Annotated in this window: 12 protein-coding genes; 8 read left to right on the forward strand and 4 right to left on the reverse strand. The window is 63.2% G+C overall.

Annotation, left to right across the window (positions count from 1 at the left end; translation table 11 throughout):
- Positions 1-3 precede the first annotated feature (3 nt).
- Together flhB and NLY42_RS13900 are read left to right on the forward strand one after the other, a co-directional pair.
- Positions 4-1,086: a flagellar biosynthesis protein FlhB gene (gene flhB, locus NLY42_RS13895; RefSeq protein ID WP_023755000.1), complete on the forward strand. Its 1,083-nt coding sequence runs from the start codon at positions 4-6 to the stop codon at positions 1,084-1,086.
- Positions 1,083-1,520 (forward strand): BspJ family T4SS effector nucleomodulin, encoded by a 438-nt coding sequence (locus NLY42_RS13900; RefSeq protein WP_023671756.1) that lies wholly within the window; start codon positions 1,083-1,085, stop codon positions 1,518-1,520. The genes flhB and NLY42_RS13900 overlap by 4 nt, the downstream gene beginning before the upstream one ends.
- A 37-nt stretch (positions 1,521-1,557) precedes the next feature.
- On the opposite strand, the gene NLY42_RS13905 is transcribed toward NLY42_RS13900, so the two are convergent.
- Together NLY42_RS13905 and NLY42_RS13910 are read right to left on the reverse strand one after the other, a co-directional pair.
- Positions 1,558-2,328: a helix-turn-helix transcriptional regulator gene (locus NLY42_RS13905; protein WP_023728367.1), complete on the reverse strand. Its 771-nt coding sequence runs from the start codon at positions 2,326-2,328 to the stop codon at positions 1,558-1,560.
- Complete coding sequence (locus NLY42_RS13910) at positions 2,325-3,035, reverse strand: helix-turn-helix transcriptional regulator (RefSeq protein WP_023683473.1); 711 nt, start codon at positions 3,033-3,035, stop codon at positions 2,325-2,327. The genes NLY42_RS13905 and NLY42_RS13910 overlap by 4 nt, the downstream gene beginning before the upstream one ends.
- A 507-nt stretch (positions 3,036-3,542) precedes the next feature.
- On the opposite strand from NLY42_RS13910, the gene NLY42_RS13915 reads away from it, so the two are divergent.
- Both NLY42_RS13915 and NLY42_RS13920 read left to right on the forward strand, forming a co-directional pair.
- Positions 3,543-6,449, forward strand: coding sequence for a M16 family metallopeptidase (locus NLY42_RS13915; RefSeq protein ID WP_286497570.1), 2,907 nt, complete (start codon positions 3,543-3,545; stop codon positions 6,447-6,449).
- A gap of 64 nt (positions 6,450-6,513) precedes the next feature.
- The gene (locus tag NLY42_RS13920) at positions 6,514-7,707 is read left to right on the forward strand and encodes a TMEM43 family protein (protein WP_023754998.1); all 1,194 of its coding nucleotides are present in this window, start codon (positions 6,514-6,516) and stop codon (positions 7,705-7,707) included.
- An 87-nt stretch (positions 7,708-7,794) separates the two neighbouring features.
- Here NLY42_RS13920 and NLY42_RS13925 read toward each other — a convergent pair whose 3' ends face one another.
- The gene (locus tag NLY42_RS13925; RefSeq protein WP_023754997.1) at positions 7,795-8,826 is read right to left on the reverse strand and encodes a histone deacetylase family protein; all 1,032 of its coding nucleotides are present in this window, start codon (positions 8,824-8,826) and stop codon (positions 7,795-7,797) included.
- Positions 8,827-8,850: 24 nt separating this feature from the next.
- Positions 8,851-9,504: a TetR/AcrR family transcriptional regulator gene (locus NLY42_RS13930; RefSeq protein ID WP_023686329.1), complete on the reverse strand. Its 654-nt coding sequence runs from the start codon at positions 9,502-9,504 to the stop codon at positions 8,851-8,853.
- A 277-nt stretch (positions 9,505-9,781) separates the two neighbouring features.
- Here NLY42_RS13930 and NLY42_RS13935 point away from each other — a divergent pair, with 277 nt between their 5' ends.
- The 4 genes from NLY42_RS13935 to NLY42_RS13950 all read left to right on the forward strand — a co-directional run bounded on the left by NLY42_RS13935 (position 9,782) and on the right by NLY42_RS13950 (position 14,434).
- Complete coding sequence (locus NLY42_RS13935; RefSeq protein WP_023754996.1) at positions 9,782-11,461, forward strand: amidohydrolase; 1,680 nt, start codon at positions 9,782-9,784, stop codon at positions 11,459-11,461.
- Positions 11,462-11,617: 156 nt separating this feature from the next.
- Positions 11,618-12,718, forward strand: coding sequence for an ABC transporter ATP-binding protein (locus NLY42_RS13940; RefSeq protein ID WP_023683467.1), 1,101 nt, complete (start codon positions 11,618-11,620; stop codon positions 12,716-12,718).
- Between the two features lie 2 nt (positions 12,719-12,720).
- Positions 12,721-13,641, forward strand: a complete 921-nt coding sequence (locus NLY42_RS13945; protein ID WP_023754995.1) for an ABC transporter permease — start codon at positions 12,721-12,723, stop codon at positions 13,639-13,641.
- On the forward strand, positions 13,634-14,434 hold the full coding sequence (locus tag NLY42_RS13950; protein ID WP_023671766.1) for an ABC transporter permease: 801 nt from the start codon (positions 13,634-13,636) through the stop codon (positions 14,432-14,434). Before NLY42_RS13945 ends, NLY42_RS13950 begins: the two co-directional genes overlap by 8 nt.
- The last annotated feature ends 9 nt before the right edge of the window (positions 14,435-14,443 follow it).

The following is a 14,443-nucleotide window of genomic DNA, read 5'->3' on the forward strand; positions in this document are numbered from 1 at the left end:
TGAATGGCTGAAGCGGCGGACAAAGACTCCAAAACCGAAGACGCGACCGAAAAGAAGATCCGCGACACCGTCGAACAGGGCAAGCTGCCCCATTCGCGAGAGGCCGCACTTCTGGCGTCCTTCATCGCCATACTGGTGTTCACCGTCTTCTACGCCAAGGACGCGGTCGTTGATCTCGGCATGTTCCTGTCGATGTTCCTGGAAAAGCCCGAGGCGTGGCCGATGGACACCGAGACCGACGTCATCGCGCTCTACAAGACCGTGATGATGGAGATCGGCCATGCCGTTGTCAGCCTGCTGGCGCTGCTGGTGGTGGCCGGCATCGGCGCCTCGGTGCTGCAGAACATGCCGCAATTCGTCGGCGAGCGGATCCGGCCGCAGCTGTCGCGCATCTCGATAGCCAAAGGCTGGACCAGGATGTTCGGCATTCAGGGCTGGGTCGAGTTCCTGAAATCGCTGGGCAAGCTCGGCTTCGCCAGTATCGTGCTCTACTTCACGCTGTCGCAGGACTACCGCCAGCTCCTGGCCGGCATGATCACCAACCCCGTCGCTTTCGGCCTCGTCATCAAAAGCATCACCGTCGACATATTGGTGGCGATCGTCTTCGTCATGGGGCTGATCGCGGCGGTCGACGTCGTCTGGTCGCGCTTCCACTGGAAGCAGGATCTGCGGATGACCAAGCAGGAGGTCAAGGACGAGTTCAAACAGTCCGAGGGCGACCCGATCATTAAGTCCCGGCTGCGCTCGCTGGCGCGTGACCGGGCGCGCAAGCGGATGATGACGGCGGTGCCGCGCGCGACGCTGATCATCGCCAATCCGACGCACTTTTCCATCGCGCTCAGATATGTCCGCGACGAGGATTCAGCACCCCTGGTGCTGGCCAAGGGCCAGGACCTGGTTGCGCTCAAGATTCGCGAGATCGCCAAGGAGCACAACATCCCGATCTTCGAGGACGTGGCGCTCGCCCGCTCCATGTACAAGCAAGTTTCGGTTGATAGCGTGATCCCGTCGCAATTCTACCAGGCCGTCGCCGAACTGGTGCGGATCGTCTACTCCAAAAAGGCTGAGCGGAGACAAATTTCATGAACCGCCAACCGCACGCAAAATCCCGCGAACTCATCGTTGCCAAGGCCATCGAGCAGGTGGTCGACGAGTTGCGGCTGATCGATGTCGCCGACTACATCGCCTTCATCCGGCTTGAGCATTTCGCTTGCCTGTCGGATCTGGTGGATTCGGCGGTGGAGCTGTTCTTCCTGCCGGGCACGCTCAGGCTCGGCCATGGCGGAGAGGCACATGTCGACTGGAGCGGCAGCCCGCGCATCGTGCTCGATCTCGAGCTTCGGCCGCCGGGCGTCACCGTCTATTTCCAGCTGACGCTGAGCGAGGAGAGGTCTTCGGTCGCGGTCAACTATGTGTCGTTCGAGAAGCCCGGCGAAGACCCCGAGCACAACACCGCCTTGCTGGAGACGGTCATCGAAGAGGCGCGCATTCGCCGGACCGAGCCGCTCGCCTATCGATGATCTTTTGTCTTATCCCAATCGCCGGACGCGGCTTTGATCACTCGATCAGACCCAGGCGCAGCGCCTTGGCCACCGCCTGGTTGCGGTTGACCGCGTTGAGCTTCTGCGTCGACTGGGTGAGATACTGGTTGGCGGTGTGGACCGACAGCTTCAGCAGCCTGGCGATCTCTTCGCTGGTGTTGCCGTTGGCGGTCAGCTTCAGGCACTCCAGTTCACGCTTGGAGATCGACCGCATCCGGCCGGCATCGTTCGGACGAATGCGGGCGACGGCGGCGAACAGCGAAAAACAGCGGGCGTGGATTTCGTAGAGCGTGTCCTCCGGCAGAGCGATCGTCGAGCCGAGGAACACCACCAGCCCGCAATGGCCGCGATCGGCATGGACGGGAAAGGCAATGCCGTTGGTGCCCGGCGCCAGCGGCGCCGTCCGCTCCGCCCAGGCGAGGTTCTGGAAGACGGCGTCCGAGCCGGCGATGCCGTCATCGGCCCACCAGCGCGGCGCTGTCGAGGCGCCGCTGTGGCGCACCATCTCCTCGCCATTGGCGCCGGCGATGAATTTGGTCGCAACAGCAGTGGCTGGATAGTCGGAATCGAAGCTCGGCACCAGGCGCGCCCGTTCCGGCGAGGGGCTGACGAAATAGAGGCCAAACGCCGACGCGTTGATGTCGACGGCGATCCAGCGGCAGCGGCGCACCGCGTCCGGGATGGTGACGGCATGGTGCGTCTCGGAACCGATGGAGAAGGCGCCGAACGGATTGCGCTGCTCGTTGAAAAGGGCTTCGGCCGCCGCCTTGATGTCAGCATGTTTCAAATGATGCCGCTCCTGATCGCCGTGGCGATGGCCATCGCGCGGTTCGACGCCGCGAATTTCTGGATGGCGTGGGTGATGTAGCTGTTGACGGTGTTGGACGAGACCCCGAGGATCACTGCGACCTCATCGGTGGTTTTGCCTTCAGACACCCAGAACAGGCATTCGCGCTCGCGGTCGGACAGCGGGTCCTGCATGGCGACGGCGGCGATCAATTGCGGGATGGCGGACAGCGCGTAACAGCACTTCAACTGAGCCTTCATCAGCGCCGGCTGGTCGATACTGCCGGCCTCGGCCGCCGAGAAAAGCGCAAACAGCCGCTGGCGGCCGACATTGAGCCGCAGTGAATAGACTTCGGCATGTCCAAGCACGTCGAGCAGGCGCGCCTCTTCGCCTGTGAGCAGTCCGCCGGCGTCGGGTGCCGCGGCGGCGACCAGGGGCCTCGGGCGGATGCCAGGTGCAACGGTCAGCGGTCCCTGGGCAAGGCCGGCGATCAGCCGCTTGCCGATCAGTTCAATGGCGTCGAAGATCCAGTTGGATGAGACGATGCGGGCGTCGTTGCGGTCCTGGTCGTGGACGATGGCGACGAGCATGTAGCTGTCGGCGCCGATCTCGGCGGCAAGCTGCATGAAAAAGGAGGTGAGATCGCCGCGCGATTCGAGGCGCGAGCCTAACGTATCGGATTGGAGAAGCGCGGCGGAACTGCTCATTGGATGCTTTGGTTGTATGTCATGGCCGGAGTCTTTTCTTGAGCCCGGACGCTGGGGTTAGCAGCGGCCGAACTTGAAGACGCATCACGTTTACGAAGCACTCACACGGCGCGGCGGTCGCGCTGATCGCCGAATCCATTCAGGGAACGCGAAGCCGTCCGCGTCTGGTGCCGGTCATTGGCCGGAACTTGAGACTTTGGGTGGTCGCCGCGCCCCCCAAGGACCGGCTGATTCGGGTCTAATCTACCCGCAGATGAATCCGACATCAAACGCGATTTGACAAAATCAATATTATTGGACTCAAGCGACTCAGGGGCTGCTTTCGCGGCCTTTTCCGCCGCAAAAGGCCTGAAACGCCGACACGAAAAAGCCAGAGGGTGTTGCGATACTGCCGTATCGAGGGCCGATCGATTCCGATAGGGTCTCGGCAGCCGGCAGGGGTGGGCATCCCTTCGGTCATACGGCGGATTTGGCGGCGCTTGCTCGCGGCCATCAGCATCGGGGGTCATGATGAAGCAGGTTTTCCTGGCGTTCACGGTGGTGCTTGCGGCTCTTGCCGGCATGGCAGCGCCCGCCAAGGCTGAGCCGACCGTTACCTATGCGCTCGACAACGGGCTGCAGGTGGTGCTGGTGCCCGACCATCGCGTGCCGAAGGTGGTGATGAACCTGCGCTACCGCGTCGGGTCGATGAATGAACCCGCGGGACGCTCGGGCTTTGCGCATCTGTTCGAACATCTGATGTTTTCCGGCACGCCGGCCTGGCCGAACGTGTTCGGCGCGCACGCCGCGCTCGGCAACGAGATCAATGCCTGGACCACCGAAGACGGCACGGTCTATTACGTCGACGGGCTGTCGTCGTCACTGCCGATGATCCTGTCGCTGGAGGCCGACCGCATGGCCAATCTCGGCCGCTCGGTGACTCAGGCCAAGCTCGATCTGCAGCGCTCGGTGGTCAAGAACGAGATGCGCCAGAACGTGCTCGACAAGGCCGGCGCATCCGGCTGGGAAGCTTTCTGGTCCGGGCTGTTCCCGAAGCCGCATCCCTATAGCCGCATGGTCATCGGCTCGGTCGCCGATCTCGATGCGGCGACGCTCGACGATGTCAGGGGTTTCTTCAACAGCTACTATCTGCCCAACAATGCGGTGCTGGTGCTGGTCGGCGACTTGGAGATCGACGACACCAAGGCGCTGATTGCCGACACGTTCGGCCGCGTGGCGCGCGGCGCCGATGTGGCGCGGCCCGCCGTGCCGGAACCGACGCAGGCCCGGCTCAAGCTGGTGCTCGAGGATCGCGTGCCAAGCCCCATCGTCGTGGTCGGCTTCAGTGGCCCGGTGGCGCAGTCGCCCGACAATGGTGCGCTCAGCATTGCCGCCGAACTGCTCGGCAACGGCGAATATGGGTTTTTGCGCAACCGGCTGGTTTCGCAGTTGGGCATTGCCACCTATGCCAGCGCGAGCTGGACCGGCGGTCTGCTCGGTGGCCGCTTTACCTTCGAGGCGGGTGCCGCCGAAGGTGTGGCGCCGGAAGCGCTGGAAAGCGCGATGAAAACGGCGTTCGCGAATTTCCTGAAGACCCCGCTCGATCCGGTCGATGTCGAGCGTGCGCGCACCGGCATCTTGCAGGCAGCGCGGCTCGGCAGCGAAGCACTGAAGGATCGCGCCGGCGTCGTCTCCTACAATGCCGACGTGCTCGGCGATGCGCAGAGCGCGCTGGTCGACGCCCCGCGGGTGAAGGACGCCAGCGTGGCGGATGTCGAGGCAACGATGAAGCGGCTGTTGAAACCGGAAGATGCCAGCGTACTGATGCTGAAGCCCGGCCCGCGGGGCAGCTATCCCGATGCACTGATCGGCTCGTCCGGCACACCGCAGCCGTTCACCGCACCGGAGCGAGCGGCGATCGACATTCCGAAGCATGCGGCCGGGCAAGCGCCTTCGGCAACACTGCCCGCCATGGAAACGGCGACGCTCTCGAATGGCATCAAACTCGTCCACTACACAATGCCGGAAGCGCCGATGGTCTATGTCGCGGCCAGTGCCGCCGGCGGCTGGAACAGCGTGCCGGAAGGCAAGGAGGGATTGCTGGAGCTTGCAGCAAGCATGGCGACACGCGGGGCCGCCGATCGCGGCTCGGCTGATTTCGCCAAGGCGGCCAGCGACATCGGCGCCGGCGTCAGCCACCAGGCCGGAACGCTGACCACGATGATGACGCTTGGCGTGCCGCCGGAAAAGCTCGACCAGGGTATTGGCCTGCTCGCCGACGCGGTACTGAAGCCTCGTTTCGACAAGACCGAATGGACGGTGCTGATGGCGCAGACGGTCGACTGGCTAAACGCCCGCGAGGCGGATCTGCCCGGCGTTGCCGGCCGCATGGCAAAGGCGACGCTGATCCCGCAGGTGCCGGGCAAGGCAGCGGTGGACTGGTCGGCAAAGGCGCTGACCTCGATCTCGCTCGACGAGGCGAGGGACGCATTCAAGGCGGAGTTCACGCCGAAGGCGGTGACCTTCTACAGCGTCGGCCCGATGCCGGTCGCGACCGTCGCCGCCAGCCTTGAAAAAGCATTCGGCGCGTGGACAAGCGACACCGCCGGCTATGCCGTCGAGCCGTCGCCGGCGGCGCATTTCAACGGGGGACAGAAAGTGCTGCTGGTGCCCGAACCCGGCGCCAGCCAGTCGGCGCTGTTCGTGGCGCGGCCGGCGCCCGGCACCGACGAGAGCGAGCGCGCTGAATCGACCGCGGTCTCCAACCTGCTTGGCGCCGATTTCTCCAGCCGGCTGAATTCGGTGATCCGCGAGGAGAAGGGCTACTCCTATGGCGTGTCGAGCTATCTGATGAGCCCGATGAAGGTCGGCTCGGGATTGGTCGTGGCAACCACCGTCGAGCGCGCCAACACCGGGCCGGCGATTACCGAAATCCTGAAAGGATTTGCCGGCCTGACCACCTTGCCGGTGGCGCAGGACGAAGTCGACCGCACGGTGACTGTCTATCGCCGGGCGCTGGCTGGATCGGCCGAGACGTCGGCTGGTCTGTTCTCCTCGCTGATTGGCGCGGTCGGCAGCGGATCGACGCTGGAGGACCAGCAAACCCGCATGGCGGCGCGCACAAAGCTGACGCTCGATGCGGTTCAGAAACAGGCGCTGGCCCTGGCGTCGCTCGATCCGTCGCTGATCGTGGTGGCGGGCGACCCCGATGTGGTGATGCCGCAGCTTGCCGCGATCGGCCTCAAGGATGTCGAGATCGTCAAGCGTGACGAGGCTGGTGAAGAGACGGCGATGCGGGCGCTCGATCTTCTCGGGGGCAATCGCCAGGCGCCGCTGTCTGCCTCGCCGTGGCGGGTTGGCGATGGCGGCACGACACGGGCGGTGCACGCCTGCGCCGGCGACAGGGATTGCGGCGCGCAGATCCACGCCGATTGACGGGTTAAACACGCGGCCGCCGGCCGCGTTGTAATTTTGGGATAACTTTGTTTCGGGGGAAACGATGAGCGATTCATTTCGGGAAGTCACATCCGTCTCGTGGTTCGGGCGGATCAAGCGCGCGGTCGGCGGGGTCATCTTCGGCCTTATCCTGATCGTGCTGATGGTGATCGGGCTGTTCTGGAACGAAGGCCGCGCCGTGCAGACGGCGCGCTCGCTGGCCGAAGGTTCTGGAGCGGTGGTTTCGGTCGGCGCCGACAGCGTCGATACCGCCAATGACGGCAAGCTGGTTCATGTCAGCGGACTGGTGACGGCGGACAGCGGCCTGGCGGATCCGGATTTCGGCATTGCGGCGCAAGGGCTGCGGCTGTCGCGCAGCGTCGAGATGTATCAGTGGAAGGAAGAGTCCAAGTCGGAGACGACCAAGAAGCTCGGCGGTGGCGAAGAGACGGTGACCACCTACAGCTATTCCAAGGTGTGGGACGACAGCCAGATCGACTCGTCGGACTTCAAGAAGCCGGACGGCCACCAGAATCCGCCGATGGAAATCCACGGCCGGACCTTCCAGATTCCCGAGGGCAAGCTTGTCGCCTTCGATCTCGATACGCCGGTGCTGGACCGTATCGAGGGTGACAAGGACTATTCGCTCTCAGCCGACCAGTCGGCGGCGATAAAGGCTGCCTATACCGGAACGAAACCGCTCAGCATCGTCGATGGCAAGATTTTTCTCGGCAATGACAACACGACGCCCGCTTTGGGTGACTATCGCATCGGCTACGAACTGGCGCCGCTGGGCGTGATCAGCATCGTCGCGCGCCAGGCCGGCAGCCGCTTCGAGCCCTACCAGACGCAAGCCGGCGATGCGCTGCTGATGGTCGATACCGGCAACGTCCCGGCCGAAAAGATGTTCGCCGACGCCGTCAGCGCCAACACGCTGATCACCTGGCTGCTGCGCGGCGCCGGCTTGCTGTTGCTGACCATAGGCTTTGCGCTGTTCCTCAGCCCGATCGGGGTGATCCTCGACGTCATACCCTTCCTCGGCAGCATGGCGCGGATGGGCACCGGCATCATCGCCTTCGTTCTGGCGATCCTGGTCGGCACGGTGACGATCGCGATTGCCTGGTTCTGGTACCGGCCGTTGCTGGCGCTCGCCATCCTGGCGGCAGGCGTGATTGCGGCGGTGATTGTCTACCGCATCGGCCGGTCGCGAAGGCCAGCCGTTCCGGTGGTTGCACCCAACCCGGCTGCGGCCGCCTAGATGGTCGGGGCGGCCGGAGCCGCCCCATATCTCCTTGGCGCAATTCCGGCCGGAAAACCGCCTCACACTTATCCTGGAATTGCTTTCCTATTTGTCCTCGAAGCCGGTGAGCACGCCGACGGCGTTGATGCCGATCTCCTCGACGGCGTAGCCGCCTTCCATCACGAACAGCGTCGGCAGGCCGAGCTTGGCGATGCGATGGCCGATCTTCGGATAGTCCGGGCTTTTCAGCTTGAACTGGCTGATCGGGTCCTTCTCGAAGGTGTCGACGCCGAGCGACACGATGACGATATCGGGGGCGTAGGCGGCGAGCTTGGCGCAAGCGTCCTCCAGCGAGGCGTTCCAGGCGTCCCAATTGGTGCCGAAGGGCATGGGATAATTGACGTTGAAACCTTCGCCGGCGCTGGCGCCGCGTTCATCGGCATGGCCGAGGAAGAACGGATACTCCACCATGGGATCGCCATGCAGGTTGAGAACCTGCACGTCGGCGCGTTCATAGAAGATCTCCTGCGTGCCATTGCCGTGGTGATAGTCGACGTCGAGGATCGAGACGCGTTTTGCGCCCTGATCGAGGAACCACTGCGCGGCGACCGCGGCATTGTTGATGTAGCAGTAGCCGCCCATGAACCCGGCACCGGCGTGATGGCCGGGCGGGCGGCAGAGCGCGAAGGCCGACCGCTCGCCACCCTTGACCAAGGCCGCCGCCGTCAGCGCCACGTCATAGGACGATTTGATCGCGGTCCATGTGCCTTCGACGAAGGTGGCGCCGGCGTCGAAGGAATAGTAGCCGAGCAAGGCGTCGACGCGCTTGGGTGGCACGTCGCCGCGCAGGCCGCGCGTCGGCCAGGTGAAGGGCATCGCCGTGCCCTCGAAGCCGGCGGCCTTCCACGCCGGCCAGACGGTGGGCAGGAAGTCGATATAGTCGGCCTTGTGGATGCGCTTGGCCGCGGTGAGATCATGCTCGACCGGTCCGAGGATCGGCCCCAGCTTCTCGCTCTCGACCCGCGCCCTGATGAACTCGGCCCGCGACGGCTTTTCGAAACCCGGCACGATTGCCGACGTGACCAGTTCCATCTGGCCGGCATGGCCGGCATGAAGCGGCGAATAGACAGTCTTCATGAATTTCCTCTCGAAATAGCGAAATCAGTCAAGGTTGAGATAGGGGGTGACCAAAGCGAGCCACATTCTTTCCACATCGTCCTCGATGAGGTCGTATGTCTTGCGATCCCGCTTCAACCCCACAAGCCGGCAGGCGTGCCCGACATCCATCATCAGCACGCCGAGCCGGCTGGCGATCTTGTCTTCAAGGGCCGGGTTCACATGCTGCAGCCACGCGGCGTAAAGCGCGATGATCTGCTCGTCATATTCGTCCTGGATCGGCCTGAGGTCGGCATTGCCGGATATCGCCTCGATCACCGGCATCAGGGTGGCGTTTTCGAGATATATTCTGGAGGTATCGATGAAGAGCTTGCGCACCTCCTGCCGAAACTCGTCGCGGTTGGTGGGTGGGGTGACCTCGATGCGCCTGGCGATCACCTCGGGAAACGACGACAGCCAGCGCCGGGCGAGGTCGAGGAGAATGGCTTCCTTGTTGGGAAAGTACTGGTAGACCGAACCGACCGACAGGCCCGCGCGCCGGGCAATGGCGAGCGTCGTCGGCGTCTTGGTTCCCTGCTCCCGCGTCAGGATCAAAGCCGCGTCGAGTATCCGGTCGACCACCTTGCTCGACCGTTCCTGCCGCGGCTGCTTGCGCGGTTCGAGCGCCATCCTGGTTTCGCGGCTGAGACTGCGCTTCACGGATTGATGCCTTCGTTCCCTGCCGGTTTCAACACAGGTCCCGGTCTCAACATTGGCGTGGTGTGTTGTCCACAATACATTCGAAATTCGGCACGTTGACAAACGCGAATAATTAGTCGCATTCTTTTATCCACGCTGTTTTGAGAGATCACAAGGGGAATTTCGAAGCAGCGCACTGGCATCAGTCTTCGTCCGATAACGCCGCTCCAGCGGAGTGGCAGCTTGTCGGACAAGAGGGTTGTCGGTCTCAGCCAGTCGTCAAAAGCGCGGAGTCGCGATGTCTGTCACGGGTGCGGGTCAAAATGCTGATCTGATCGTCATCAATGGTCGCGTGCGGACCATGGACGATGACAATCCCGCCGCCGAGGCGATTGCCGTCAAGGACGGCGCCATCATCGCCATCGGCAACCACGCCGCCATCGAAAAACTCAAGGGAACGACCACAGAGGTGATCGACGCCAAGGGCGGTTCGGTCCTGCCCGGTTTCATCGAAGCCCACATGCATCTGTTCTCGGGAGGGGCCGAGCTCGCGCATCTTCAACTCGGCGGTATCCATGGCTTCGAGGCGCTTCAAAGCGCCATCCGCGACTACGCAACGACGCGGCCCGAGGCGAAAATGCTTGTGGGCCAGGGCGTCGACTACACCGTGCTCGGCGACGAGCGGGTGACACGCCATCATCTCGACGCCATCCTGCCCGACCGCCCCTTCTGCATGGCAGCGCCCGACCACCATACGATGTGGGCCAACACCAAGGCGTTGGAGATAGCCGGCATCCTGAAGGGACGCACGCTCGGTCCGGGCAACGAGATCGTGATGGGTGGCGACGGCCTGGCCGCGGGCGAATTGCGCGAGGGCGAGGCCTTCGGTCCGGTGCTCGACCTTGCCGGCGAAAGCCGGGTGCGGCTGGGGCTGTCGACCGGCGGTGAGCCCGACCCAATGACGTCGGCCGCCGAGCGGGCCGCTGACCGTGACATCATGCGGCGCGGGCTTGCATGGTGCGCGCGCCACGGCATCACCTCGATCCAGAACATGGACGGCAATCTCTACCAGCTCGAACTGCTTTCCGAGATCGAGGCCGAGGAGGGATTGCCCTGCCGCGTCAAGATCCCGTTCCACTACAAGAATTTCATGACACTCGACATGCTCGAGAAGGCGTCCGTCATGGCCGAGCGCTACCACAGTGAGTGGCTGTCATCGGGCATGGTCAAGGTGTTCTATGACGGCGTGCTCGATTCCTGGACCGCTGTTATGGTCGAACCCTATGCGGATCGTCCCGACTGGGTCGGCGAGCCGCTGTTCACGCCGCAGCAATTTATCGATCTCGCCGTGGCTATCGACAAACGCGGGCTGCAGATCGCGGTGCACTCGATCGGTGACGGCGCGGTGCGCGCAGTGCTCGACGGTTACGAGGCGGCGCAGAAGCTCAATGGCAAGCGCGACAGCCGGCACAGGGTTGAGCACATCGAGGTCACCACAGCAGCCGACGTGCCGCGTTTTGCCGAACTCGGCGTCATCGCCTCGATGCAGCCGTCGCATCCGCCCGGCGCCATGGATTTTCCACTGGAGCCGACGGTGTCACGCATCGGACCGGCCCGCTGGCCGCTGAGCTATGCCTGGCGCACCCTGAAAAGCGCCGGCGCCCATGTCGTGTTCGCCTCGGACTGGCCGGTGGCGGCGATCGACCCGATCCTGAGCATTCAGGCGGCAGTGCAGCGCAAACCATGGGCAGAAGGCGATCCTGACCAGAGTTTCTCGCTGCAGGAAGCGATTGCCGCCTACACGGTCGAGGGCGCCTATGCCGAATTCGCCGAGCATCGCAAAGGCGTTCTGAAACCCGGCTACATGGCGGATCTGGTGGTTTTGTCGGCCGATATCGAGAAGACGGCGCCCGCCGATCTGCACAAGCTGCGACCGGTGACGACGGTCTGCGGTGGCAAGGTCACCTACCAGGCCTGACAATGGCATGCGGCTTGCACAGCTTGCCGCTTGCAAGACGAAATGACCGACTGAACTGTGATTCAATGCCGGACTTGCCAACCTACCGGCCGTGTGGTCACATCGAACAGGGGAAAAACTCCGCCAGCAAGAGCGGGGTCAACAGTGAGGCGTATCGTGCCGGAAAAACCGGATCGGAATGCAATTGAAGTCGTAAACGTCAGTAAAATTTTCGGATCGGGTGAGGGGCAGGTCGCTGCCCTCGATACGGTCTCGGTATCCATCCGCGAGAATGAGTTCTTCACCCTGCTGGGACCATCCGGCTGCGGCAAGACCACGTTGCTGCGGCTGATTGCCGGCTTCGACTTTCCAACCGCCGGCGAAATCCTCCTCTACGGTCAGGACATCGCGCCGTTGCCGCCCTTCAAGCGGCCGGTCAACACCGTCTTCCAATCCTACGCGCTGTTCCCGCATATGACGGTCGCCGACAATATCGGCTTTGGCCTGGAAATGCTGGGCAAGCCGAAGGCCGAGATCAAGGCGCGCGTCGCCGAGATGCTGAAACTGGTGAAGATGGAGGCGCTGGCGGGTCGCCGAACCAGCCAGATCTCCGGCGGCCAGCAGCAGCGCGTGGCGCTCGCCCGGGCGCTGGCGCCGCAGCCCAAGGTGCTCCTGCTCGACGAACCGCTCTCGGCGCTCGACTACAAGCTGCGCAAGGAAATGCAGATCGAATTGAAGCGGCTGCAGCACGAGACGGGCATTACCTTCATCTTCGTCACCCACGACCAGGAGGAAGCGCTGACCATGTCGGACCGCATCGCGGTGATGTCGTCGGGCAAAATCCTGCAGGTCGGCTCGCCGCGCGACATCTACGACCGGCCGGCCGAGCGTTTCGTCGCCGACTTCATCGGCGAGTCGAACTTCCTCAAGGCGGATGTGGTTAGCGCGACTGGTGGCCGGGCGACGGTGAAGCTGCCGTCTGGTGTGGAAATCCCAGCCTCGCTGCCGGAAGGCTTCAGCCCCAGCGGCAAGGTCACCATCGTCGTGCGTCCAGAGCATGCGCAGTTGGGCACGGCCAGCCCGATCGCTTCGCTGTCCGGCACCGTCGAAAACATCGTCTATCTCGGCACCGACACGCACTTCCATCTGCGCCTTGCCGGTGGCGAGCCGTTCATCGTGCGGCGTCAGAACAGCCGCGGCGCCGGTGACGGCTTCGTGCAGGGCGGCCAGATCGGCATCATGATCGGCAACGACGCCGCGCAAGTGCTGAAGGACTGATCATGGCGGCCGCGGAACAAGTCGCCAAGGCAGCGGAGCGGCGCGATGTGCGCGACCGCTGGCTGCTGTCAGCGCCAGCCTTGCTGGTGATCTTCCTCGCCGCGACCGGCCCCTTGCTGATCGTGCTGATCTACTCGTTCCTGACGCCTGGCCCCTATGGCGATGTGAAGTGGCAGTTTTCGCCCGATGCCTGGCTGTCGGTGTTCATGGAACGCGACATTTTCGACGATACGCTTTCGCTTGCGGCAGCGCATGTCACCATCTTCTGGCGCTCGATCAAGCTGGCGGTGATAACGACGATCGCCACTTTGGCGTTGGGGTTTCCAACCGCCTATTTCATGGCGACGCGCAGCGAGAAAACCAGGGATCTCTGGCTGTTCCTGATCACCATTCCGTTCTGGACCAACCTTCTGATCCGCACCTTCGCCGTGCTGCAGATCATCCGCAACGAAGGCATCATCAACACCATCCTTATGAAGCTTGGTATCGTCTCAGCGCCGGTGCAGATTCTCTTCACCGACACGGCGATTCTGATCGGCATGGCCTATGTCTATCTGCCGCTGATGGTGCTGCCGATCTATGCCAGCATGGAGAAGCTTGATTTTCGCCTCGTCGAGGCGGGCTACGACCTCTACGCGACCCGTTTCAATGTATTGCGGAAGATCATTTTCCCGCTGGTCAAACCCGGCGTCATTGCCGGCTCCATCCTGGTCTTCATTCCAGCCCTTGGCGCCTATGTGACGCCGAGCGTGCTTGGCGGCGGCAAGAATATGATGCTGTCCAACCTGATCGAATTGCAGTTCGGCCAAGGCCGCAACTGGCCGCTCGGCTCGGCGCTGTCGATCACGGTGATGATCATCGTCATGGTGGCGCTGCTTGCCTATGTGCGCAATGCCGGCAAGTCGGGGGCGCGGCATGGCTAAGAACTTTTCCATCAAGCACCAGACCGGCTTCACGGTGATCGCTGCGACCTGTTTTATCGTGCTCTATCTGCCGATCATCGTGCTGGTCGCCTATGCCTTCAACGCGGCGAACTCGACGTCCGAATGGGGCGGCTTTTCGATGCGCTGGTTCCAGTCGGCTTGGCAGAACGTGCAAGTTATCGACGCGACGCTACGCTCGTTCCAGATCGGCGCCGTCGCTGCGGTGCTGTCGACAATCTTTGCCACCATGGCCGCGCTCGCCACCACGCGCACCGCGTCCTATCCGGGCCTCACCTTCAAATATGCGGCGATCAACCAGCCGCTGATGGTGCCCGAGATCGTCACCGGCGTGGCGCTGCTGATCTTCTTCTCGCGCATCAAGATCTTCACCGGCTATTCCGGCATTGGCTATCTGATCGCCGCGCACACGGCGTTCTGCATCCCGTTCGCCTATCTGCCGATCCGGGCGCGGCTGGAAAACATGGACCTGACGCTGGAGCGCGCGGCCGCCGATCTGTACGCGACGCCTTGGAAGACCTTCCGCCGCATCACGCTGCCGCTTTTGTGGCCCGGCATACTGGCCGGACTGATGCTGGCCTTCGTCATCTCGCTCGATGACGTCGTCATCACCGAGTTTGTCAAATCGGGCGGCCAGGATACGCTGCCCACCTACATGCTCGGCCAGATCCGCCGCGGCATCACGCCTGAGATCAACGCGATATCGACCGCCTTCCTGCTGCTTTCGGTCGCGATCGTCACGTTGTTTTTCTTCGTCAGCAGGAAAAGAGACTGAACCGACAAA

Source organism: Mesorhizobium sp. C372A, from assembly GCF_030323245.1.
Lineage (GTDB): Bacteria > Pseudomonadota > Alphaproteobacteria > Rhizobiales > Rhizobiaceae > Mesorhizobium.